The sequence below is a fragment of the Frigoribacterium sp. PhB118 genome (genome assembly GCF_003751725.1).
Taxonomy (GTDB): Bacteria; Actinomycetota; Actinomycetes; order Actinomycetales; family Microbacteriaceae; genus Frigoribacterium.
The window spans coordinates 50345-72180 of the sequence record NZ_RKID01000002.1 but is presented as its reverse complement, the minus strand read 5'-3'; the positions used below and the strand labels follow the sequence as shown (position 1 = coordinate 72180).

Genomic DNA, 21836 nt, shown 5'->3' with positions numbered 1-21836 from the left:
CCCGCGAGCCCGCCCGCGCCCCCGCCAGCGAACCCGCCGGCGCCTCCGCCCGGTCCTACCCCAGCCCGCGCTGCCCGGTGTCGGCACCCGTGACGCTGCCGTCGTCCGGCCCGAAGACGAAGTAGTGCACGCGGTCGGCGTCGACGCCGTGACCGATCAGGGCCGCCCGGGCGATCGCCATGAACGGCACCGGCCCGCACAGGAACACCCGGTGCGACGCGGTGAGGTCGACCCGGGCCAGGTCGATCGGGTCGAGGTAGACCCCGGGCCCGTCGATGGACGCCTCGGCCAGCGCGCTGAGCGCCGACAGCGACCCCTGCGTGTAGCTGACCCGCAGCGTCGCGTTCGGCATCGACGCGACCAGCGCCTCGAGCTCGACGCGGTGGGCGTGCCGCTCGGGGGTGCGCTCGAAGTGCAGGACCGTCACGACGCGGTCGGGCTCGGTGCGGGCCAGGTGGTCGAGCATGCCGAGCACGGGCGTGCAGCCGATGCCCGCCGAGACGAACAGCAGCGGGGCGTCGTCGAGGTCGTCGATCGTCAGCGACCCGATCGGGGGCGAGACGCTCACCACGTCGCCCACCCGCAGCTCGCGCATCAGGTGCGACGAGACCTCGCCGTCGGGGGCGGGCGGTTCGCCGACCAGCAGCCGTGCGCTGATGCGCCACTGCTCGTCGTGCCCGCCGCGCAGGCTGTACTGCCGGATCTGCCGGGCTCCGTCGGGCAGCCGCACCTGCACCGACGCGAACTGGCCGGCACGGTACCGCGGCAGCGTCTCGCTGTCGGCCGAGACGAGGGTGAGTGCGACGACGTCCTCGGCCTCGACGCGGTGTTCGGTGACGAGGGCCTCGCGCCACTCCTCGCCCGGCTCGAGGTCGGCCTGCCGGTAGATCGCCTCGACCGTCGTCACCATCTCGTCGCGGGCCTGCCGGTAGACGGCCGACCACGCGTCGGCGACCTCGGCCGTGAGCCGGGGGCCGAGGGCGGCCGCGAACGCGTCGCCGAGGTGCCGCTCGAACAGGTCGTACTCGTCGCGGGTGACGCCGAGCGCCGCGTGCCGCTGGGCCAACCGCGAGACGATCTCGCCGGGCGTCGCCGGTGCGAGGGTCGGCGCCCCGGCCTGGCCGACGGCGTCGGCGTCGCCGTCGACGCCGGACGGTCCGCCCCCCGAGGAGGCGCGATGCCGGTCGCCACCGGCGGCACGCGTCGACCCCGGGGCCGCGTCGAGGACGGCCTGGGCGAGCGCCACGATCGTGCGGGCGAGCTCGCGCTGCTGCCGCCCCTGGGCGAGGTCGCCCCGGTTGAACTGGTCCCGCAGCAGATCGGGTCGCGTCGCGAACAGGCGGCGGTAGAAGTCGTCGGCGATGTCGTGCGCCCGCTCGGCGACCACGGGCAGCGAGGCGCGGAGCGCTCGCAGCTGCGTCGTGCTGGCCATGCGGGTCCCTCCGGTCGGCCGGGGTGCCGTGACCGGCACCCGACGCCGATTCTGGCGTGCGGGCCCTGGCATCCCCTGACGGTTGGCTCGGCGTCGAACGACCTCGCGCCTCCTCGGGGCCCCTCGACGGAGCCGACCACTTGCGCCCCTGCGATGTATGCGCTTACAGTGGGCCCAGCTCACCTCGACGACGAATGAGAGAACGTGGCGATGACGCACGCGACACCCCCTCGGCGACACCCACGCCGACGCTTCCGCACGCTCGCGGCCCTGGCAGCGGCCACGGCCGCCGTGCTCGTGGCCACCGGCTGCAGCATCCAGATCCGCAGCCAGCCCGACCCCAGCATCGGGGCCGACACGATGCTGATCAACGCCGACAAGGGCAACCCGCAGTTCGAGCGCAACTTCAACCCGTTCCTCACGAACAAGCGCACGGCCTCGACCTGGATCTACGAGCCCCTGCTCGAGATCAACCCGCTCGACGGCGAGATCACGCCCTGGCTCGCGAGCGAGACCGTCCTGCCCGACGCGCGCACGATCGACATGACGATCCGCGACGGCGTCGAGTGGTCCGACGGCACGCCCATGACCCCGGCCGACGTGGTCTACACGTTCGACCTCATCAAGGCGAACCCCACGCTCGACCTCAAGGGTGCGTGGCAGCACATCGACACGATCGAGCAGCAGGGCGACCACGTGGTCTTCCACCTGCAGACCGACGACGTGCCGGCCATGGAGATCATCGGTCAGACGACGATCGTCCCCGAGCACCTGTGGAAGGACGTCGACGACCCCACGACCTTCCGCAACCCCGACCCGGTGGGCACCGGACCGTTCACGCTCGGCAACTACTCGCCGCAGCAGTACTCGATGGACAAGAACGAGGCCTACTGGCAGGCGGACAAGATCGAGATCGGTCACCTGATCCTGCCCGCGACGAACAACCAGCTCGACACCGTCACGCGCGGTTATGACTGGTCGTACTCGTTCATCAGCGACGTCGAGGGCACCTGGGGTGCCGCCAGCCCCGACAACCAGTTCTGGTTCCCGCCGGGCGGCGTGATCGGGCTCGTGCCGAACCTCACCAAGGCGCCCTTCGACGACGTGAACGTGCGTCGTGGCATCGCGCTGGCGCTCGACCGCGGCCCCATCGCCGAGTCGGCCACCGAGGGCTACCTCGAGCCGGCCGGTCAGACCGGGCTCATCCTGCCCAACCAGCAGGACGACCTCGACCCGTCGATCCCGAACGCCGGCATCCTCGAGCAGGACGTCGACGGCGCCCTCGCGGCGTTCGCCCGGTCCGGCTACACGCAGCAGGGTGACGAGCTGGTCGGCCCCGACGGCCAGCAGCTCAAGATCACGATCCTGACGGCCAACGGCTACACCGACTGGCTGCGGGCCGTGCAGGAGGTGCGGAGCCAGTTGGGCGCGATCGGCATCGACGTGCAGATCCAGGCTCCCCAGCCGGCCGGCTACCAGTCGGCCATCGCGAACGGCGAGTTCGACATGGCGATGGGCGGCATGGGCAACGGCAACGTCTACCAGGCCTACAACAACCTGCTCAACAGCCAGTTCGCCACCCCGGTCGGCGAGACCACGGCGGCCAACTTCGAGCGGTTCAGCGACCCGGCGGTCGACCAGCTGCTCGACGACTGGAAGGCCACGACCGACCCCGAGCAGCAGAAGCAGTACGCCTACCGGTTGCAGAACGTCGTCTACGACCAGCTGCCCGTGATCGGCCTCTACTACGGCGGGCTCTGGGGTCTGTTCAACGACTCGAAGTTCACCGGCTGGCCCACCGCCGAGAACCCGTACATGGCACCGCAGAACTACGACCAGGCACCGCTGCTGATCTTCACGAAGCTCAAGCGCGTCGACCAGAAAGAGGGCGACCAGTGAAGTACGCAGCCCAGAAACTCGGCCTGTTCGTGCTCACCCTGTGGGCCGCGGTCACCCTGAACTTCATCCTGCCGCGGCTGATGCCCGGCAGCCCCACCGACGCCGCGATCGCCAAGCTGTCGCAGAACGGCCCGGTCAGCGCGGCGACGCGCGCCGCCATCGAGGCCCAGCTCGGCGTGCCGAGCGGCAACGTGCTCCAGCAGTACGTCAGCTACCTCGGTCAGGTCGTGCGCCTGGACTTCGGCACGAGCTACACGTTCTTCCCCGAGACGGTCGGCCACCTGGTCGGCCAGGCCCTGCCGTTCACGCTGATCCTCGTCGGGGTCTGCACGATCATCGCCTTCGTGCTCGGCACCCTGATCGGCGTCGCGGCGGCCTGGAAGCGCGGCACCTGGCTCGACTCGCTGCCCACCCTGTCGGGCAGCTTCATGAGCACGTTCCCGTACTTCTGGACCGCTCTGCTGCTGCTGTTCTTCCTGGGCTACGTGCTGCACTGGTTCCCCACCACGGGGGCCTACGGCGCGACGACCACGCCCGGGTTCACGCCGGCCTTCGTCGGCGACGCCCTGCAGCACGCGGTGCTGCCGGCCATCACGATCCTGCTGACGAGCCTCGGCGGATGGATCCTCGGCATGCGCAACGCGATGATCTCGACGCTGGGCGACGACTACGTCACCTTCGCCGAGGCCAACGGGCTCAAGGGCCGCACGGTCGCCGTGCGCTACGCCGCCCGCAACGCGATCCTGCCCAACCTGACCGGCTTCGGTCTCGCCCTGGGCGGCGTGGTCGGCGGCTCGATCCTCGTCGAGCAGGTGTTCGGCTACCCCGGCATCGGCTACCTGCTGTTCAACGCCGTCATCGGCCAGGACTACCCGCTGATGCAGGCCCTCTTCCTGATGATCACGGTCAGCGTGCTCGTCGCCAACTTCCTCGTCGACATCTTGTACGGCGTGCTCGACCCAAGGACCCGCCGATGACCTCCACCGTGTCCGTCCACCTGCCCGAAGGCGCGCCTCCCACCGGGCCCGCCGAGCAGAAGGCGCCCAGTCGCTGGCTCACCATCGGCCGCATGGCCGCGACCATCTGGTCGAACCCCAAGGCGAAGATCGGCGTCGTCATCTTCGGCGTCTTCGTGCTCGTCGCGATCTTCGCCCCGCTGCTCGCCCCCTACGGCGCCAGCGAGAACGGCTTCGAGCGCAACGCCGACGCCAGCTGGGCCCACTGGATGGGCACGACGGCGGCCGGCGAGGACGTCCTCAGCCAGCTGATCTACGGCGCCCGCATCAGCGTCTTCGTCGGTGTCGTGGCGGGCGTGCTGTCGACGCTGGTCGCCGTGGCGATCGGGCTCAGCTGGGGTTACATGAAGGGCTTCGGCGGCGACGTCGTCGGCTTCGTCGTCAACCTGTTCCTCGTGATCCCCGGTCTGCCCCTGATGATCGTCATCGCGGCCTACCTGCAGAACGGCGGCATCACCGTGATCCTCGCGGTGATCGTCATCACGGGCTGGGCGTGGGGAGCCCGCGTGCTGCGCAGCCAGACGCAGTCCCTGCGTTCGCGCGACTTCGTCACGGCGGCACGGTTCTCGGGCGAGAGCGCGGGACGCATCGTGTTCCGCGAGATCCTGCCCAACATGACCTCGCTGATCACCGGCTCCTTCTTCGGCGCCGCGACCAGTGCGATCCTCGCCGAGGCCGGCCTCGAGTTCCTGGGGCTCGGCGACTCGTCGATCGTCAGCTGGGGCACGATCCTCTACTGGGCCCAGAACTCGAACGCCCTGCTCACCGGCCAGTGGATCCTGCTCTTCGCGCCCGGCCTCTGCATCGCCCTGCTGGCGATGAGCCTGACCCTGATCAACTTCGGCGTCGACGCCGTCGGCAACCCTCGACTTCGCGAAGGCGCGAAGCAGAAGAAGGAGGCGCGCAAGTGACCGCCACGGACCTCACCACCGCCGACCGCGCCTCCTCGTCGTCCGACGACGTGCTGCTCGACGTCCGCGACCTCAGCGTCGTCTACGAGAGCGCCGGCGCCGAGCCCGTGCAGGCCGTCGACCACGTGTCGTTCCGGCTCAAGCGGGGCGAGTTCGTCGGCCTGGTCGGCGAGTCCGGCTCGGGCAAGTCGACGCTCGGCTACGCGCTGACCCGGCTGCAGAAGCCGCCGGCGCGCACCAACGGCGGCAGCATCTGGTTCGACGGTGCCGACGTCCGCGACCTCGACACCGAGGCCCTGCGTCAGCAGCGTCAGGGCGGCTTCGCGATGGTGCTGCAGTCGGGCATGAACGCGTTGAACCCGGTGCGCACGATCCGCAACCACTTCGTCGACGTGTTCAAGGCCCACGGCCACGTGCCGCGCGACCGGTGGCACAGCCGCGCCGCCGAGCTGGTCGCGAAGGTCGAGCTCGACGCGGGCGTGCTCGCCCGGTTCCCCGGCGAGCTGTCGGGCGGCATGCGCCAGCGCGTCTCGATCGCCCTCGCCCTGTCGCTCGAGCCGCAGCTGATGGTCTTCGACGAGCCGACCACGGCGCTCGACGTGCTCGTGCAGCACGCCGTGATGGACACGATCATCTCGCTGCAGCAGAGCGAGGGCTTCACCGCCGTCCTGATCAGCCACGACCTCGGGATCGTGCTCGAGTCGGCCCAGCGCGTGCTCGTGATGCACGAGGGTCGCATCGTCGAGGACGGCCGCTCGGCCGACGTGCTCGCCGACCCGCAGGACGACTACACGAAGATGCTGCTGTCGCACTACGCCGACCCTCGTGCCGAGGTCGTGTCGCTGCCCGGTTTCGAGGACCGCTCGGTCCGCCGGGCCCGGGGCGACCGCCGCGTCGACACGACGACCTCGGTGCCGACCGTCGCCACGCGCGGCCAGCGCACGGCGCAGCACGCGATCACCGTGAGTGGCATGACCAAGACCTACGCGCCTCCTCGTCGGGGCGACGACCCCGTGCGGGCCGTCCGCGACGTGTCGTTCACGCTCGAACCGGGCCAGTCGCTCGCCCTCGTCGGGCAGAGCGGCTCGGGCAAGAGCACGATCGCCAAGCTCGTCACGGGCGTCGAGAAGCCGACCAGCGGCAGCGTCACGTTCGGCGACACCGACGTCACGGCGCTCCGCGGCCGCGCCCTGCGCAGCTTCCGCAGCGACGTGCAGATGGTCTTCCAGGACCCGTACGCGGCGCTGAACCCGCTGCACACGGTCGAGTACACGCTCACGCGTCCCGTCGTGAACTACACCGGCCTGACCGGTCAGGAGGCGCGGCGCCGGGTGCTCGAGCTGCTCGAGACGGTCGGTCTGACGCCGGTCGAGCAGTTCGCGGCCAAGCTGCCGCACCAGCTGTCGGGTGGCCAGCGCCAACGTGTCGTGATCGCCCGGGCGCTCGCGAGCGACCCGCAGGTGATCATCGCCGACGAGCCCGTCTCGATGCTCGACGTCTCGCTGCGGGCCGGCGTGCTCGCGCTGCTCGAGGACCTCCGCGAGCAGTGGGGCGTCTCGATGCTCTACATCACCCACGACCTGCTCAGTGCCCGGCTGATCACCGACGACATCATGGTGCTCAACCAGGGCGCCGTGGTCGAGCGGGGGCACACGGCCGAGGTGCTCCAACGGCCGACCGACCCGTACACGGTGAAGCTGCTCGACGCGGTGCCGAACCCGCGCCGCACGCACCGCGCCTCCTGAACTCCTCGACCTCCTCCGAAAGGACCCCCTGTGCTCACCTTCCCCGACGGCTTCCTGTGGGGTGCCGCGACCGCGGCGCACCAGATCGAGGGCAACAACGTGAACAGCAACTGGTGGGTGCACGAGCACGCGCCGGGCACGACCATCGTCGAACCGAGCGGTGACGCGGCCGACAGCTACAACCGGTTCCGCGACGACATCCGACTGCTCGCCGAGCTGGGGCTCAACAGCTACCGCTTCAGCATCGAGTGGGCCCGCATCGAGCCCGAGCGCGGCGTCGTCAGCAAGGCGCAGATCGCCCACTACCGCCGCATGGTCGAGACCTGCCATGAGTTCGGCATCGAGCCGATCGTCACGCTGATGCACTTCACCGTGCCGCGCTGGTTCGAGCGCGACGGCTTCTGGCGCGCGCCCGACGCCGCCGACCTGTTCGCCCGGTACACCGAGCTCGCCCTGCCCGTCGTCGCCGAGGGCGTCGAGTACGTCTGCACCATCAACGAACCGAACATCGCCGCGATGCTCGCCGGCGGGGAGGACGCCTCGAACCTCGTCGCCTACGGCCTGCCGAACCCCGACCTCGAGGTCGCCGACGCCCTGCTCGCCTCGCACAAGCGCAGCCGCGAGGTGCTCTCGCAGCTGCCTCGGATCAAGTCGGGCTGGACCGTCGCGACCCAGGCGTTCAAGGCCCTCGACGAGCCCGGTGCCGCCGAGAAGACTCGCGAGTACGGCTACGTCCGTGACGACTGGTACAGCGAGATGGCGGCCGGCGACGACTTCGTCGGCGTGCAGGCCTACACGCAGACCTTCGTCGGGCCCGAGGGGCCGCGGCCGGTCGCCGAGGGGCTCGAGACGACGCTGACCGGGTGGGAGTTCTACCCGCCGGCCGCCGCCGAGGGCATCCGCAGCGCGTGGGAGCTGTCCGGCCACGTGCCAGTCATGGTCACCGAGAACGGCATCGCGACCGCCGACGACACCCGGCGCATCGCCTACACGCAGGGCGCGCTCGAGCACGTCCACGACACCATCGACGAGGGCATCGAGGTGCTCGGCTACCAGCACTGGAGCGCCCTCGACAACTACGAGTGGGCCAGCGGGTTCCGCCCGACCTTCGGCCTGATCGGGTGGGACCGCGACACCTTCGAGCGGACGCCGAAGCCGAGCGCCCGCTGGTACGGCGAGGTCGCGCGCGCGAACGGGCTGGCGCGGGCGTAGCGCCCTCCGGCCCTGCCGGACCGGTACGGCGCGGGGCGCACGAGGACGCAGGAGGCGCGGGTCACCCGACCCGCGCCTCCTACGTCTCGGCCCCGGGGCCGATGCGGTGCCTAGAAGTACGTGATGCCGTGCAGGGGTCGCTCGGGCAGCAGCATGGCGCGGAACTTCTGGACGGCACCCTTGCGTCGCTCGCGCACCAGGCCGGCCGAGGCCAGCGTGACCGGGTCGGAGCCACCGAGCCAGAGCGAGCCGAGCGTCGCGACGTCGAGTTCGAGGTCGGCCCGGCGGACGGCCGCTTTCTTCACCGTCGCCTCGCCTGCCTCGCTCGTGACCCGGTACGTGCCGGCCGCGTGGCCCAGCGCGTCACCGATCGCGATCGTGACGACGCCGTCGGCCGCCCACGGGCGAGCCTGCAGGGCCGCGACCGGGTCGAGGACGCGGAACCACACGTGGTCCTCGTCGTGGCTGATGGTCAGGGCGCGACCGTCGACGACCGCGTGCGCCAGGGGGTCGTGCTGAGGGGCGTTCGAGTACCGGACGACCCGGACCAGGTCGACCGCGAGCAGCAGCTGCCAGAGGCCGAGGTAGGCGTCGTCGGTCGCGGCCACGAGGTCGACGACGACGAGGGTCTGGACGCCGGTGGAACCGGGGCCGCCCCCGGCCGACTCGACCCGGTACGTGACGTAGCCGTCGACGGTGCCGGTCGCGTCGCGGTGCACCGCGGCCCGGACCGCGGGGTCGGGCGTGCCGTCGGCGCGCTCGCGGCCGAGGGCGTGGTTCCAGGCGCCTTCGTGCCGGTCGATGGAACCGGGGCTGCGGACGTGGAAGCGGGCGAAGACGTCGGGGGCGACCTCGGCGAGCGAGGCCGTGGTGACGAGCTCGGTGCTGCCCTCGGGCTCGCTGAGCAGGCCACCCGCGCGACGGACGTCGACCTCGATGGTGCGCTCGCGGACGCCCACGCCGAAGCCGAAGCGCCGGTAGATCGACGCCTCGCTGGCGGTGAGGGCGGCGACCGGGGTGCCGGCCGCCTTGGCGCGGGCGAGGTCGTCGGTCATCATCCGACGCAGGATGCCCTTGCGGCGGTGGGTCGGTTGCACGGTGACGCCGGCGACCAGGTCGGCTTCGATCAGACGGCCGCCGCCGACGTGCAGGGTCTTGTCGAACGACGCGAAGGTGGCGACGGGGCGACCCTCGGCGTCGAGCGAGCCGGGGGTGGCCTCGCGGCGGTAGACGCCCGTGAGACGTCGCCCGTCGGCGACGAGGCGACGCGCGGCACGGCCGAGGGAGTCGTCGTCGCCCGCCGGTTCGTGGAAGCCCATCGACTCGGCGTCGACCCAGGCGGCGGTCGCCACGTCGGCCCGCGGGGAGTCGTCGCTCGCCTCGGGGTCGAGCGCGGCCGCGAAGGTGCGGAGGTCGTAGTCGTCGTCGAGGGTGCTCACCCGGTCAGCCTACGGAGGACGGCCGACGTTGTCGTCGGTCTCGAGGAGGAGCGGCGGCCGCCGGGCGCGTCGGCGTCGGGGACGGGGGAGGGCCGGCCCCGCGGGTGCGGAGCCGGCCCTGGTGGTGATGGTGCCGGTACTGGTGGTGGTGTCAGCGTCCGGTGACGAAGTCGATCCCTGTGGTGGTCTTCGTCGTGCCGTCGGTGGCCTTCTGCTCGAAGGTCAGCTGGTAGGTCGTGCCGGCGGGCCCGACGTAGCGGTCGAACGCGAACGCGCCGGTGGACGAGGCGGTGGTGCTGCCGAACGGCGTGCCCCACTGGTTCTTGCCGACGACCGTGGCGAAGGGCGTGGCGGTGCCCCGGAACGTCACGGTGCGGTGGGCCTCGGTGATGCCGCCGTCACGGATGACCGGCGAGGACATCGTGACGTCGACCAGGGCGTCCTTCTGGTGCGTCAACGTCACGACCTTCTCTTGCACGTCGGTGCCGTGGGTCGCGACGAAGGTCAGGACGTAGCCGGGGTTCGTCGGTCCGAGGTTGCGCGAGAACGCCCAGGTGCCGTCGCTGCCGATGGTCGCCTTGCCCATCTGGGTGCCCCACTGGTTGGTCGAGACGAGCTGGGCGCCGACGGTGCCCGTGCCGGTGAAGCGGGCGATGCCCTCGCGGTAGGAGTCGCCGTCCACGTGACTGCTGACGGTCAGCGGCCGCGAGGGAGCCTCGTAGTCGAGGTGCAGGGTCACCAGTGTGGGCGCACCGGTGGTGGGCGTCATCGTGAAGGTGATGTCGTAGCCGGCGCTGGTCGGGCCGAGGTTGCGGCTGAAGCTCCAGTCGCCGTCCTCGTCCACGCGGGTCGAACCCATGGGCGTGCCCCACTGGTTGGCGGCGGTCAGGCGGGCGTCGGGCGTGCCGCGGCCGCTGAACGTCGCGATGCCGGTGGTGTAGCGGCCACCGTCGGTGTGGCTGGTCACGGTGAGGTCGGCCAGGTCCTCGTCGTCGGAGTCGTCGGAGCCGTCGGAGCCGTCGGACACGGTGAACGAGCGCGTCGAGGTCAACGGCGCGAGGGTCCGCCAGTAGGGCGTCTCGGTGACCGTCATGGTCTGCGGGCCGGACGTCAGGGGCGCCTCCAGCTCGCAGGTCCAGGTCCCGTCGCTCCCGACGAACGCGGCGCAGGCCTCGCCGGCACGCGCCAGGTCGGTCGCGATCGCGATGCGGGACCCGGGGATGCCCTCGCCGGTGATCGAGGTCATGTCGGTCGAGATGGTCTCGCCCTCGGCGATCGAGGTCACCTCGAGGGGGAACGTCTCGGGAGCCGAGTTCTTCTCGGTCGCCTCGACCGTGATCGTGGTGGCCTCGGACAGCTCGCCGTTCCGGACGGTGTAGAGGTCGACGTCCTGCCCGGCGAACGAGGTCGGGATGCGCAGGATGTACGCGCCGTTCCAGGTGGACTCGGTCGCCACGACGAACTCACCGTCGATCTGGGCGATCACCGTCGGCACGAGGTACTCGTCGGCGAAGTACGAGGTGGTGCCCTGGACGTAGAAGGTGCTCGACTCCTCGGAGATGCCGTGCATCAACGGGGCCGAGAGCGGTGAGCCGGCCGGGGCCTCGAGCGGCGTCAGGTCGATCTCGAGGGAGTCGCCGTCGCCGTCGCCGTCGTGGGACAGCCCCGTGATGGTCGCGGTCTGCCCGGCCAACGACCCGTCGAGCAGGAACGAGAACCGGCCGTGCTGCCCGCGGAGGCGGGTCTCGCTGTGGTCGCCGACGTCGATGCGGGCCTGGCCGGCCCCGTGGATGATCGTTCGGACGGTCAGGCGGCCGTCGGGGCCCTCGGTCACCGATGACAGGAGGGGGGTCGAGGGGCGACCCGGCGTCTCGGACCCGGGGTCGGGCATGGTGTCGGCGACGGAGAACGCCGTCCCGGCGGTCTGCTTCGGTGCCGCGGCCCAGACGGGCGTCTCGGTCACGACGGTGTCGTAGCTGCCGGCCGGCAGCGTCGGCGACGTGCAGCTCCAGTCGCCCAGCGACGTGACGCGGGTCTCGCAGAGCGTCGAGGAGGCGCGGTTCGTCTTCTCGTCACGCGTCACGACGATCTGCGAGTTCGGGATGCCGGACCCGGCGAACGTCGCCTCGGGGGCCGCCAGCACGTCGCCCGCGGTAGGCGATGCGACCTCGAGCGGGTGGACGTCCGAGGCGGTGTTGCGTTCGGTGGGGACGAGCTCGACCTGAGCTGTCTCGCTCCCGTGGCCACGGTAGTAGGCCGTCACCTCGATGACCTCGCCGGCGCGCGAGGCGGGCACGGTCAGCGAGAACGATCCGTTCTCGGACGGGAAGTCCCACGACATGCCGGAACGGTTGGCCCACACCTCGGTCTTCGAGAACAGGTCGGGCTGGTGCGCCACGGTCCCCTCGATCACGAAGTGGCCGTCGTCGTACTGGCTGACGGCGTGGATGACGGGCGTGCCGGGTGCCTCGTTCTCGCCCTCGGCGTACTGGGTCTCGAGGACGAACTCGACCTCGACCTTCCCCTGTGGGGTGTACGAGACGAGTGTGGCCTTCTTGCCCCGGTCGGCGACGTCGACGAGCGTGGCGAAGCGGTCGTTCCAGACGGCGGCGCTGTAGCTGCCCCCTCCCTCGACGATGACCCCCGCGAGTCGGGCGCCCGGCGCCATGCCGGCGACGGACAGCTTGTCGTCCTCGCTCGGTTCGACGAACGTGATGCGGGGTGCGGACGGGGCCTTGGGCGACGCGGACGGCGCCTCGGCCGGGGCCTGGTCGGTGATGGCGGGGGCCGCGTGGGCTGCGGCGGGGGCGAGGGTGCCGACCGCGAGGGCTGCGAGGCCGACGGCGGTGAGGCCTGATCTGATCGTGCTCATGTCTTCTTCCGGATGGGGGAAAGGGAAGACCGATCGGGACGGCCGACCGATACTCTACATTCCACGCGCCCGAGAAGCGACTTCAGGCCCGGCTCAGTCGATCGAACGCTGCACTCCCTTGACCGGCAGCATCAACACGAGTCCGGCCAGCAGCACGAGCGCGATGCCGACGATGCCGAACCGGGTGTCGCCCGTCGCCGAGACGAAGAGCGTGAAGAGCCCCGGCGCGAGGAAGCTCACGGCTCGCCCGGTCGTCGCGTACAACCCGAAGATCTCTCCCTCGCGCCCGGGTGGCGTCACCCGCGCGAGGAACGACCGGCTCGCGGACTGGATCGGCCCGACGAAGAGGGCCAGCGCCAGGCCGAACACCCAGAACAGGTTCGTCGCCGTCCCGATGGCGAGCACCGCGAAGGCGGCGATCACGAGCCCCACCAGCGAAGCGACGATGATCGTCTTGGCGCCCAGGCGGTCGTCGAGCCACCCGCCGACGAAGGTGCCTATCCCCGCGACGAGGTTGGCGCCGACGGCGAAGTAGATGACCATGCTCGGCGAGAACCCGAACACCTGCGCCGCGATGATCGCCCCGAAGGTGAAGACGGCCGCGAGGCCGTCACGGAACACGGCACTGGCCAGCAAGAACAGCAGCACCTGGCGGTTCGTGCGCCACAGCTTGGCGATCGTCGACCCCAGGAGGCGGTACGAACGCCACAAGCCCACCCGGGCCCGTGCGGCGGTGGCGGGCAGCTCGGGCACCGACAGCAGGACCGGCACCGCGAAGATCGCGAACCACGCCGCGGCGACGACGATCGAGAGGCGGACGTCCCACGCGCCTCCTGCCGTTCCCGTGGAGACGCCGAACAGGCCGCCGCGTCCTTCGGTTCCGAAGCTCTGGAGGAAGGCGACCAGCAGCAAGAGCAGGAGGACGATGCCGCCGACGTAGCCGAGGCCCCAGCCGAAGCCCGACACCTTGCCGATCGTCCTGGGCGTCGAGACCTGCACGAGCATCGCGTTGTAGTTGACGCTCGCGAACTCGAAGAAGAGGTTGCCGACGGCCAGCAGGGCGGCGCCGAAGACGAGGAGGTCGGGCACGGGGGCGACGAAGACCATCGCGGCCATCGCGAGCACGACCAGGCCGGTGTTGACCGCGAGCCAGAGCTTGCGGCGGCCCGAACCGTCGCTGCGCTGGCCGAGCACGGGCGCCAGCAGGGCGATCAGCACGCCGGCGATCGTCAGGGCCGTCGAGATGACCGTCGCGTTCTCGGCCTTGGCCAGCACCAGCGCCGGGTTGCGGGTGTCGTCTCCGGCTGCCGCGACGATCGCCGGGTCGACGAAGGCGCCGCTCGCCAGGTAGGTGCTGAAGACGAACGAGGTCACCACCGCGTTGAAGGCGGCCGAGCCCCAGTCCCAGAGGGCCCACGAGATCACGCGGCGGCGCGGGATCGGGGTGCTGTCGGCGAGCGTCTGCGCTGCGGTCATGGGGGTCAACCTAATGGGCGTCCGTGGCCGACGGGGGCCGCGACTCATCGTCCGGGGCGGTCGCGACGACCCCCGTTCGAGACTTGAGTCTTTCTGGCTCAACTTTCAGGTTCGCAGCTTGACGTCGGCCGCAGCGTGAGTAAAGTTGAGCCAGGCCGACTCAAGGCCGGCCCCCAAGGCTTTCGTCACACCGCACCACGAAGGAGAAAAGCACATGGCACGTGCAGTAGGAATCGACCTCGGCACCACCAACTCGGTCGTCAGCGTCCTCGAGGGTGGCGAGCCCACCGTCATCGCGAACGCCGAGGGTCTGCGCACGACCCCCTCGGTCGTCGCCTTCACCAAGGACGGCGAGGTGCTGGTCGGCGAGACCGCCAAGCGCCAGGCCGTCACCAACGTCGACCGCACCATCGCGTCGGTCAAGCGTCACGTCGGCACCGACTGGAAGGTCGAGATCGACGACAAGAAGTACACCCCGCAAGAGATCAGCGCTCGCATCCTCGGCAAGCTGAAGCGCGACGCCGAGCAGTACCTGGGCGAAGAGGTGACCGACGCGGTCGTCACCGTCCCGGCGTACTTCAACGACTCCGAGCGCCAGGCCACGAAAGAGGCCGGCGAGATCGCGGGCCTGAACGTCCTGCGCATCATCAACGAGCCGACCGCGGCCGCCCTCGCCTACGGCCTCGACAAGGGCAAGGAAGACGAGCTCATCCTGGTCTTCGACCTCGGTGGCGGAACGTTCGACGTCTCGCTGCTCGAAGTGGGCAAGGACGAAGACTTCTCGACCATCCAGGTGCGCAGCACCTCGGGTGACAACCGCCTCGGTGGCGACGACTGGGACAACCGCATCGTCGAGCACCTCATCAAGAAGTTCAAGGACGCCCACGGCGTCGACCTCTCGACCGACAAGATCGCCAAGCAGCGCCTCAAAGAGGCCGCCGAGCAGGCCAAGAAAGAGCTGTCGTCGAGCACCTCGACCAGCATCCAGCTGCCGTACCTCACGCTGACGGCCGACGGCCCGCTCAACCTCGACGAGACCATCTCGCGCTCGCAGTTCGAGCAGTGGACGAGCGACCTGCTCGACCGCACCAAGAAGCCGTTCAACGACGTCATCAAAGAGGCGGGCGTGAAGGTGGGCGACATCGCGCACGTCGTGCTCGTCGGTGGCTCGACCCGCATGCCCGCCGTGACCGAGGTCGTCAAGCAGCTCACCGGTGGTCAGGAGCCCAACAAGGGCGTCAACCCCGACGAGGTCGTCGCCGTGGGCGCCGCCCTGCAGGCCGGCGTGCTGAAGGGCGAGCGCAAGGACGTGCTGCTCATCGACGTCACCCCGCTCAGCCTCGGCATCGAGACCAAGGGTGGCGCGATGACCAAGCTCATCGAGCGCAACACGGCCATCCCGACCAAGCGCAGCGAGACCTTCACCACGGCCGACGACAACCAGCCGTCCGTCGCGATCCAGGTCTTCCAGGGCGAGCGCGAGTTCACCCGCGACAACAAGAACCTCGGCACCTTCGAGCTGACCGGCATCGCCCCGGCCCCCCGCGGCGTCCCGCAGATCGAGGTCACCTTCGACATCGACGCCAACGGCATCGTGCACGTGTCCGCGAAGGACAAGGGCACCGGCAAGGAGCAGTCGATGGTCATCTCGGGCGGCTCGTCGCTGTCGAAGGACGACATCGAGCGCATGGTGCGCGAGGCCGAGGAGAACGCCGCCGAAGACAAGGCGCGTCGCGAGGCCAACGAGACCCGCAACTCGGCCGAGCAGCTCGTCTACTCGATCGAGAAGCTGATCAAGGAGAACGACGAGAAGCTGCCCGCGGACGTCAAGTCCGAGGTCCAGGCCGACGTCGACTCGCTCAAGTCCGCCCTCGCCGGCGACGACGAGTCCGCGATCAAGCCCGCCTTCGACAAGCTCAACGAGAGCCAGCAGAAGCTCGGCCAGGCGATCTACTCGCAGAGCCAGGCCGACCAGGCCGGCGCTGCCGGTGCGGCCGGTGCCGAGGGTGCTCCCGCCGACGGCCAGGCCCAGGGCGACGACGAGGACATCGTCGACGCCGAGGTCGTGGACGACGACGACAACGACAAGAAGTAGAGGCGGTCGGCATGACTGACGACAACAAGACGCCCGACGACGAGCCGCGTCCCGCGACCCCGTCCGAAGACGGCGGCACGGCCGACGTGGTCGAGCCCGACGAGCTCGTCGACGCCGAGGCTCCCGACGTCGAGACCCCGGCCGACGCCGAGGCCCCGGCCGGGGCCAAGGCCGCCGCCGAGTCGATGGCCGAGGCACCCGAGGGCACCGAGACGCTGAGCGCCGACGACGAGGCGATCCTCGACGCGGCCAGTGCCGACCTGGTGGCCGACATGCGACAGGACATGCTGCGGGCCCAGGCCGAGCTGGTGAACTTCCGGAGGCGCGTCGAGCGTGACCGCGAGGCCAACCGCGAGGCCGTGGTGGCCGAGGTCGTCCGTTCGCTGCTGCCGGCGCTCGACGACCTGGCCCGTGCCGAACAGCACGGCGACCTGGCCGAGGGCCCGATGACCGTCATCGCGCAGAAGATCCGCGGGGGGCTCGACAAGTTCGGCCTGGCGCAGATCGGCGCGAAGGGTGACGTCTTCGATCCCAGCAAGCACGACGCCCTCGTCCAGCTGCCGAGTGCCGACGTCACGGTCAACACCGTGGCCGACGTGATCGAGCCGGGCTACACGATCGGCGACCGGGTCATCCGGGCCGCCAAGGTCGCGGTGCACACCCCCCAGTAGCACCCCGGTGACGGGCGGCCCCCGGGCTGCCCGTCACCACCCCCCTGCGACGCGAGTCGCGATCGGCGGTGGGCTCCTCGACGAGGTGCCCACCGCCTCCCCCGTTCTCTTCCGGTCGCTGCCAGGCAGCGACCTCCAGTCAAGGAAGGAGGTGCCGCATGGCGAGTCAGGACTGGTTCGACAAGGACTTCTACGCCGTCCTCGGTGTCTCCAAAGACGTCACGCCCGCCGAGCTCAAGAAGGTCTACCGCAAGCTCGCGCGCAAGTACCACCCCGACTCCAACCCCGGCGACGCGGCCAGCGAGGCGAAGTTCAAAGAGATCAGTGAGGCCCACTCGGTGCTCTCCGATCCCGAGCAGCGTCGCGAGTACGACCAGGTGCGCGCCATGGGCGGCGGTGCCCGCTTCGCGGCCGGCAGCGGCGGCCCCGGAGGCGCGGGCGGCGGCTTCGAGGACGTCTTCGGCGGCATGTTCAACCAGGGCGGACAGCGCACGCAGTTCCGCCAGGGCGGCGGTGGCGGTGGCTTCGACGACATCTTCGGCGGCATGTTCGGCGGTGGTGGATTCGGCCAGACCAGCGGCGGCTACCGCGGCTTCGGCGGCCCGCAGAAGGGCCGCGACATGACGGCCACGACGACCCTCGACTTCCAGACCGCCATCGTCGGCGAGACCATCACGCTGCAGGCCTCGAACGGCAAGCCGATGAAGGTCCGCATCCCGGCCGGCGTGCACGACGGCCAGAAGATCAAGCTGCGCGGTCGCGGCGAGCAGAGCCCCGACGGCGGCGAGGCCGGCGACATGGTGTTGACCGTCGCCGTCCGCAAGCACCCCGTCTTCGAGCTCGACGGCAAGAACCTGCGCCTCGACGTGCCGGTCACCTTCGCCGAGGCGACGCTCGGTGCGACCATCGAGGTGCCCACCCTGGGCGGCGACCCCGTGCGCCTGCGCGTCGCGCCGGGCACGCCTTCGGGTCGCGTCCTGCGCGTCAAGGGTCGCGGCGTGCACGCCAAGGACGGCGTCGGCGACCTGCTCGCCACCGTCCAGGTCGCGGTGCCGGCGCACCTCAACGACAAGGCGCGCGAGGCCGTCGAGGCCCTGGCCGCCGCGCTGCCGGCCGAGAACCCGCGCGACGACCTGATCGCCCGCGCCCGGGCCTGACGAGACCGACCCGACCCGCGCCTCCTCGGCGGCAGGCCACGAGCGACGAGACAGGAGACGAGATGGACCGACCGGACCCCACCCAGTGGCCGATGGACGAGCACTCGCCCCTCTTCGCGATCGCGACCGCCGCCGAGCTCTCGGGCCTGCACGCGCAGACCCTGCGGCAGTACGACCGGCTCGGCCTGGTCGTCCCGCAGCGCACCGCGGGCAAGTCGAGGCGCTACTCGATGCGGGACGTCGTCCAGTTGCGCGAGATCGCCCGACTCGGGGGCGAGGGCATCTCGCTCGAGGGCATCAAGCGCATCCTCGAACTCGAGAACCAGGTCACCTCGTTGCAGTCCCGGGTGCGCGAGCTCGAACGGGCCCTGGCCGACGAGATGGTCAACCGGCCCGGCGCCCGGGTCTTCGCCGCGGGCGAGAGCGGCGTCGTGCCGCTGCGACACGGCACGCGCCCGTCGCGGCAGACCTCGGTCGTCGTCTGGCGGCCGCTGCGCTGACGCGCGGCCCCGAGAGGTCGCGACCTCCAGTGCGCACCGGGAGGTGGGCGGCAGGTCGTGACAGGTCGGCCGCGCGGACTAGCGTTGGCGGGTGATCGACTTCGAGCAGCTGCGCCGGTGGCCCGACATCGAGGCCCCCGAACTCGTCGCGCACGACGCCACCGACCGGCTGCTGCTCGACACCGCCGACGAGGCGCTCACCGCCCACCCCGAGGCCGTGACCGTCATCGGCGACCGCTACGGCGCGCTGACCCTCGGGGTCGCGGCCCTGTCGCCCGGCACCCCCGTCCGCGTGCACCAGGACGCCCTCTCGGGCGAACGCGCGCTCGACGCCAACGCCGGCCGCCTCGGCGTCACCGCGACGTGGACGCACCACGGTCTCGACGAGGCCCTCCTCGAGGGCGCGCGGACGGTGCTGGTGCAGCTGCCCCGAGGGCTCGACGCGCTCGACGAGATCGCGGGGTCGATCGCCCGGTACGCCCACCCCGACGTCCGCGTCCTCGCCGGGGGACGCGTCAAGCACATGACCCTCGCGATGAACGACGTCCTGGCGCGCCACTTCGGCGAGGTGACCGCCGGCCTGTCACGCCAGAAGTCCCGGGTGCTGACCGCGACGACCCCGACCCCGGGAGGCGCGCTCGGCTGGCCGCGCACCTCGCGTCACGGCGACGTGGTCGTCGTCGCCCACGGTGCGGCGTTCGCGGGCACCTCGATCGACGTCGGCACCCGAGCGCTGCTCGCCGTCCTCGACCGCGCGGCTCCCGAGGCCCGGGACGTCGTCGACCTGGGGTGCGGCACCGGAGTGCTCGCCGCCTCCTTCGCCCTCGCCCGACCGGACGCCCGGGTGGTCGCCACCGACCAGTCGTGGGCGGCGGTCGAGTCGGCGCGGGCCACCATGACGGCGACCGGCGTGGCCGATCGGGTCGTCGTGTCGCGCGACGACGCCGGGTCGTCGTTGGCCGAGGCCTCCGCCGACGTCGTGCTGCTGAACCCGCCGTTCCACGTCGGGGCGACGGTGCACACGGCCATCGCCCACAAGCTGTTCGAGGCGGCCGCCCGTCTGCTGCGCCCGGGCGGCGAGCTCTGGTGCGTGTGGAACTCGCCCCTCGGCCACCGGCCGGTCCTCGAGCGCGTCGTGGGACCGACCACCCAGGTGGCCCGTGACCGGCGGTTCACGGTGACGCGGTCGGTCCGTCGGGGCTGACCCGGGGCGGGGCCCGGGTCGGGTCCTGTCAGCGGGCCTCGGCCTCGGTCTCGACCTCGACCTCGTCGAGGCGCAGCGACGCGTCGATGTAGGCGAGCAGGGCGTGCGCGTAGGCGTCCTCGGCGACGGAGGCGCGGTGCCGGAGGTCCGTGTCGCCCCCCGTCGGGCGGGTGGTCACCTCGTAGACGGTTCCGCCACCGTCTCCGTCACCGCTGATGTCGGGGTCGCCGCCTGGGTTGGTGGTGCTGTCGCTGTCGCTGCCGGGGCGGGAGCCGGTGTCGACGTGTCGCGCCAGCCCGCGAAACACGGGGCCGAGGAGCTCGCGCAGCTGGTCCTCGCGGGGCAGCCACAGGCTGTCGTCCGCGGCCACCGAGTCCAGGGCCCACTCGGTGGTGCCGTTGAAGCCGAGCTCCGTACCCGTGGGGTACTCGTGGACCTCGATGGTCATGTCGCTGAGCGTGAAGACGTCGCCGTCGAATCCCGGGGTCTCGATGGCGAAGCGGTCGCCGGCACGGGGCCGCCAGCGCAGTCCGGCGTCGCGCAGGCGGCGGGCGAGGGCGTGGTCGAGCATCGGCCCATGATGCACCGTCGAGGTGGGAGGGAGCGCCGGGGTACCGACCCGCAGAGATTCGCACCCGATTGCTCGGGCTCGGGCTCGGGCTCGGGCTCGACTCGGACTCGGGCTTGGGCTCGGATGCGCGCGTGCGGCGGAGGGCCTGTCCGGTCCGCCGCGTCAGCGAGTGGTGACGACGTTGCCTGTGCCGTCGGTGTTGAGCAGGGGTTGCAGGTCGTCGTCGAGCCGGATGGTGTTGTCGTCACCCATCGCGTCGACCTGGTCGACGCGGGGCACGTCGACGGAGTTGCGGTCGCCCATGACGACCACGACCCGGGTCGGACCGAGGGTCAGCTCGGCGTCGCTGCCGTTGACGATGACGGTGTCGCAGCCGTCGGGCAAGGTCTTCGTGCGGGGTTCGCCGTCGCCGAACTGCATCCAGGCGAAACCGTCGACGCAGGTGTCGTCGGCGGGATCGGTCGCGGTCGAGGCGCTGCCCGCGATGGAGGGGCCGCCCGCTGGCGGTGCGGTGGTGGTCGACGTGGTGGTCGCGGAGGGGCCCGGGTCGATCGTCGAGGAGGCGCTCGTGCAGCCGGCGAGGCCCGCGCCGAGGGCGACAGCTGTCACGAGGCTGATCATCAGGGTCGAGGTCGTCGTCATGGGGTGCTCCGGGTGGGGGTGGAGGGTGGGTGGTGCGGTTCGGGGGCGTCAGAGCACGAAAGGGCGGGTCCAGCCAGGGACTGGACCCGCCTCCCGGTCACTCCGCGGCGGGTTCGGCCGCAGCGGTGACGGTGTTGGCCTGGCCCTGGTCGTCGACGGCCGGGGCCTCGCCGGCGTGGTGGACCGTGTTGCGGTCCCCGGCGAGCTGGACGGTGTCGACGTCCTGCACCGAGACGGTCACGTCGGAGCCCTCCACGACGAGCGTGCTGACTTCGTCGAGCACGACGGTCCCGGTCGAGCCGACGATCGAGACGAGGTCGCAGCTGCTCGTGTCGAGCGAGGGCGCGACGTCGTCGGTGGCCCCGAGATCGACCAGCATGAAGCCGTCGTCGCAGCTGCCGACGGGGGCGGCGTCCAAGGAGGCGGTGCTGCTCACGGTCGGGCTCGGTGTCGCGTCGGTCTCGGCGGAAGAGCACGCTGCGAGCGTGAGGATCATCGTGGTCGCGACCAGGGCGGCGGAGGCCGGCCCGCGCCGGCGGAGGAGGCCGACCATCAGCGTGCGGTGACGGTGTTGTCGGTGGTGCCGTTCTCGTTGACGGTCGGAGCGGCCCCGGTGTGGCTGACGGCGTTCCCGTCGCCGGCGAAGTCGACCGTGCCCACGGCACCGGCCGTGACGGTGACGCCCTGGCCCTCGACCACGAGGTGGCTCACGTCGGCGAGGGTGACGGTGCCGTCGCTGCCCACCACGTTGATGCTGTCGCAGGGCTCGGTGAAGGTGACCTCGGGCGTGTCCTCGTCGAGGACGACGACGGCGTTGCCGTCGATGCAGGTCTCGGTGACGGCGGGTTCGGGGGTGACCTCGGCGAGGGGTGTCGTCCCGGCCTCGGCCTCCGTGTCGGCGTTCGAGGTGCAGCCGGCGAGGACGGCGACGAGCGCGACGCCGAGGGCGGCTGTCCGCAGGGTGGAGGTGCGCATGGTGGTTCCCTTCGGGAGG

General features: G+C 71.1%; 18 protein-coding genes. 10 read left to right on the top strand and 8 right to left on the bottom strand.

Annotation, left to right across the window (positions count from 1 at the left end; genetic code table 11):
- Window positions 1-55: 55 nt before the first annotated feature.
- Window positions 56-1432: a globin domain-containing protein gene (locus EDF21_RS07305; RefSeq protein ID WP_056049708.1), complete on the bottom strand. Its 1377-nt coding sequence runs from the start codon at window positions 1430-1432 to the stop codon at window positions 56-58.
- A 210-nt stretch (window positions 1433-1642) separates the two neighbouring features.
- On the opposite strand from EDF21_RS07305, the gene EDF21_RS07300 reads away from it, so the two are divergent.
- Genes EDF21_RS07300 through EDF21_RS07280 form a run of 5 tightly spaced genes read left to right on the top strand, consistent with a single transcriptional unit; the run spans window position 1643 to window position 8215 of the window.
- A complete protein-coding gene (locus EDF21_RS07300) occupies window positions 1643-3331 on the top strand; it encodes an ABC transporter substrate-binding protein (protein ID WP_123571162.1) in 1689 nt (562 codons plus the stop codon).
- Complete coding sequence (locus EDF21_RS07295; protein ID WP_056049705.1) at window positions 3328-4308, top strand: ABC transporter permease; 981 nt, start codon at window positions 3328-3330, stop codon at window positions 4306-4308. Before EDF21_RS07300 ends, EDF21_RS07295 begins: the two co-directional genes overlap by 4 nt.
- Window positions 4305-5258, top strand: coding sequence for an ABC transporter permease (locus EDF21_RS07290; RefSeq protein ID WP_123570899.1), 954 nt, complete (start codon window positions 4305-4307; stop codon window positions 5256-5258). The genes EDF21_RS07295 and EDF21_RS07290 overlap by 4 nt, the downstream gene beginning before the upstream one ends.
- On the top strand, window positions 5255-7003 hold the full coding sequence (locus tag EDF21_RS07285; RefSeq protein ID WP_199736286.1) for an ABC transporter ATP-binding protein: 1749 nt from the start codon (window positions 5255-5257) through the stop codon (window positions 7001-7003). The genes EDF21_RS07290 and EDF21_RS07285 overlap by 4 nt, the downstream gene beginning before the upstream one ends.
- Before the next feature lie 30 nt (window positions 7004-7033).
- The gene (locus EDF21_RS07280; protein WP_123570898.1) at window positions 7034-8215 is read left to right on the top strand and encodes a glycoside hydrolase family 1 protein; all 1182 of its coding nucleotides are present in this window, start codon (window positions 7034-7036) and stop codon (window positions 8213-8215) included.
- Between the two features lie 110 nt (window positions 8216-8325).
- Here the strand turns inward: EDF21_RS07280 and EDF21_RS07275 are convergent, their stop codons facing one another.
- From EDF21_RS07275 to EDF21_RS07265, 3 genes are all read right to left on the bottom strand, one after another.
- Window positions 8326-9654, bottom strand: coding sequence for a GNAT family N-acetyltransferase (locus tag EDF21_RS07275; protein ID WP_123570897.1), 1329 nt, complete (start codon window positions 9652-9654; stop codon window positions 8326-8328).
- A 151-nt stretch (window positions 9655-9805) separates the two neighbouring features.
- The gene (locus EDF21_RS07270; RefSeq protein ID WP_123570896.1) at window positions 9806-12526 is read right to left on the bottom strand and encodes a hypothetical protein; all 2721 of its coding nucleotides are present in this window, start codon (window positions 12524-12526) and stop codon (window positions 9806-9808) included.
- Window positions 12527-12619: 93 nt separating this feature from the next.
- Complete coding sequence (locus EDF21_RS07265; RefSeq protein ID WP_123570895.1) at window positions 12620-14002, bottom strand: MFS transporter; 1383 nt, start codon at window positions 14000-14002, stop codon at window positions 12620-12622.
- A gap of 214 nt (window positions 14003-14216) precedes the next feature.
- On the opposite strand from EDF21_RS07265, the gene dnaK reads away from it, so the two are divergent.
- The 5 genes from dnaK (at window position 14217) to EDF21_RS07240 (ending at window position 19629) form a co-directional block, all read left to right on the top strand.
- Window positions 14217-16097, top strand: coding sequence for a molecular chaperone DnaK (gene dnaK / locus EDF21_RS07260; protein ID WP_056049689.1), 1881 nt, complete (start codon window positions 14217-14219; stop codon window positions 16095-16097).
- A gap of 11 nt (window positions 16098-16108) precedes the next feature.
- Window positions 16109-16768 (top strand): nucleotide exchange factor GrpE, encoded by a 660-nt coding sequence (locus EDF21_RS07255; protein WP_233568413.1) that lies wholly within the window; start codon window positions 16109-16111, stop codon window positions 16766-16768.
- Window positions 16769-16926: 158 nt separating this feature from the next.
- Window positions 16927-17925, top strand: a complete 999-nt coding sequence (locus EDF21_RS07250) for a DnaJ C-terminal domain-containing protein (protein ID WP_056049686.1) — start codon at window positions 16927-16929, stop codon at window positions 17923-17925.
- A gap of 92 nt (window positions 17926-18017) precedes the next feature.
- Complete coding sequence (locus tag EDF21_RS07245; protein ID WP_056049862.1) at window positions 18018-18425, top strand: heat shock protein transcriptional repressor HspR; 408 nt, start codon at window positions 18018-18020, stop codon at window positions 18423-18425.
- A gap of 91 nt (window positions 18426-18516) precedes the next feature.
- A complete protein-coding gene (locus EDF21_RS07240; RefSeq protein ID WP_123570894.1) occupies window positions 18517-19629 on the top strand; it encodes a class I SAM-dependent methyltransferase in 1113 nt (370 codons plus the stop codon).
- Between the two features lie 28 nt (window positions 19630-19657).
- Here the strand turns inward: EDF21_RS07240 and EDF21_RS07235 are convergent, their stop codons facing one another.
- The 4 genes from EDF21_RS07235 to EDF21_RS07220 all read right to left on the bottom strand — a co-directional run bounded on the left by EDF21_RS07235 (window position 19658) and on the right by EDF21_RS07220 (window position 21817).
- The gene (locus EDF21_RS07235) at window positions 19658-20200 is read right to left on the bottom strand and encodes a pilus assembly protein CpaE (RefSeq protein ID WP_123570893.1); all 543 of its coding nucleotides are present in this window, start codon (window positions 20198-20200) and stop codon (window positions 19658-19660) included.
- A gap of 162 nt (window positions 20201-20362) precedes the next feature.
- Window positions 20363-20842 (bottom strand): DUF3060 domain-containing protein, encoded by a 480-nt coding sequence (locus EDF21_RS07230; protein WP_056049678.1) that lies wholly within the window; start codon window positions 20840-20842, stop codon window positions 20363-20365.
- 97 nt (window positions 20843-20939) lie between these two features.
- Window positions 20940-21395 (bottom strand): DUF3060 domain-containing protein, encoded by a 456-nt coding sequence (locus EDF21_RS07225; RefSeq protein WP_123570892.1) that lies wholly within the window; start codon window positions 21393-21395, stop codon window positions 20940-20942.
- A complete protein-coding gene (locus EDF21_RS07220) occupies window positions 21395-21817 on the bottom strand; it encodes a DUF3060 domain-containing protein (protein ID WP_056049657.1) in 423 nt (140 codons plus the stop codon). The genes EDF21_RS07225 and EDF21_RS07220 overlap by 1 nt, the downstream gene beginning before the upstream one ends.
- Window positions 21818-21836: the final 19 nt, after the last annotated feature.

Excerpts from the sequence above, each read along its gene's own strand:
- EDF21_RS07305 (WP_056049708.1), bottom strand. The coding sequence starts at position 1,432 with ATGGCCAGCACGACGCAGCTGCGAGCGCTCCGCGCCTCGCTGCCCGTG.
- EDF21_RS07235 (WP_123570893.1), bottom strand. The coding sequence starts at position 20,200 with ATGCTCGACCACGCCCTCGCCCGCCGCCTGCGCGACGCCGGACTGCGC.
- EDF21_RS07255 (WP_233568413.1), top strand. The coding sequence starts at position 16,109 with ATGACTGACGACAACAAGACGCCCGACGACGAGCCGCGTCCCGCGACC.
- EDF21_RS07265 (WP_123570895.1), bottom strand. The coding sequence starts at position 14,002 with ATGACCGCAGCGCAGACGCTCGCCGACAGCACCCCGATCCCGCGCCGC.
- dnaK (WP_056049689.1), top strand. The coding sequence starts at position 14,217 with ATGGCACGTGCAGTAGGAATCGACCTCGGCACCACCAACTCGGTCGTC.
- EDF21_RS07230 (WP_056049678.1), bottom strand. The coding sequence starts at position 20,842 with ATGACGACGACCTCGACCCTGATGATCAGCCTCGTGACAGCTGTCGCC.
- EDF21_RS07245 (WP_056049862.1), top strand. The coding sequence starts at position 18,018 with ATGGACGAGCACTCGCCCCTCTTCGCGATCGCGACCGCCGCCGAGCTC.
- EDF21_RS07290 (WP_123570899.1), top strand. The coding sequence starts at position 4,305 with ATGACCTCCACCGTGTCCGTCCACCTGCCCGAAGGCGCGCCTCCCACC.
- EDF21_RS07250 (WP_056049686.1), top strand. The coding sequence starts at position 16,927 with ATGGCGAGTCAGGACTGGTTCGACAAGGACTTCTACGCCGTCCTCGGT.
- EDF21_RS07225 (WP_123570892.1), bottom strand. The coding sequence starts at position 21,395 with ATGGTCGGCCTCCTCCGCCGGCGCGGGCCGGCCTCCGCCGCCCTGGTC.
- EDF21_RS07220 (WP_056049657.1), bottom strand. The coding sequence starts at position 21,817 with ATGCGCACCTCCACCCTGCGGACAGCCGCCCTCGGCGTCGCGCTCGTC.
- EDF21_RS07300 (WP_123571162.1), top strand. The coding sequence starts at position 1,643 with ATGACGCACGCGACACCCCCTCGGCGACACCCACGCCGACGCTTCCGC.
- EDF21_RS07270 (WP_123570896.1), bottom strand. The coding sequence starts at position 12,526 with ATGAGCACGATCAGATCAGGCCTCACCGCCGTCGGCCTCGCAGCCCTC.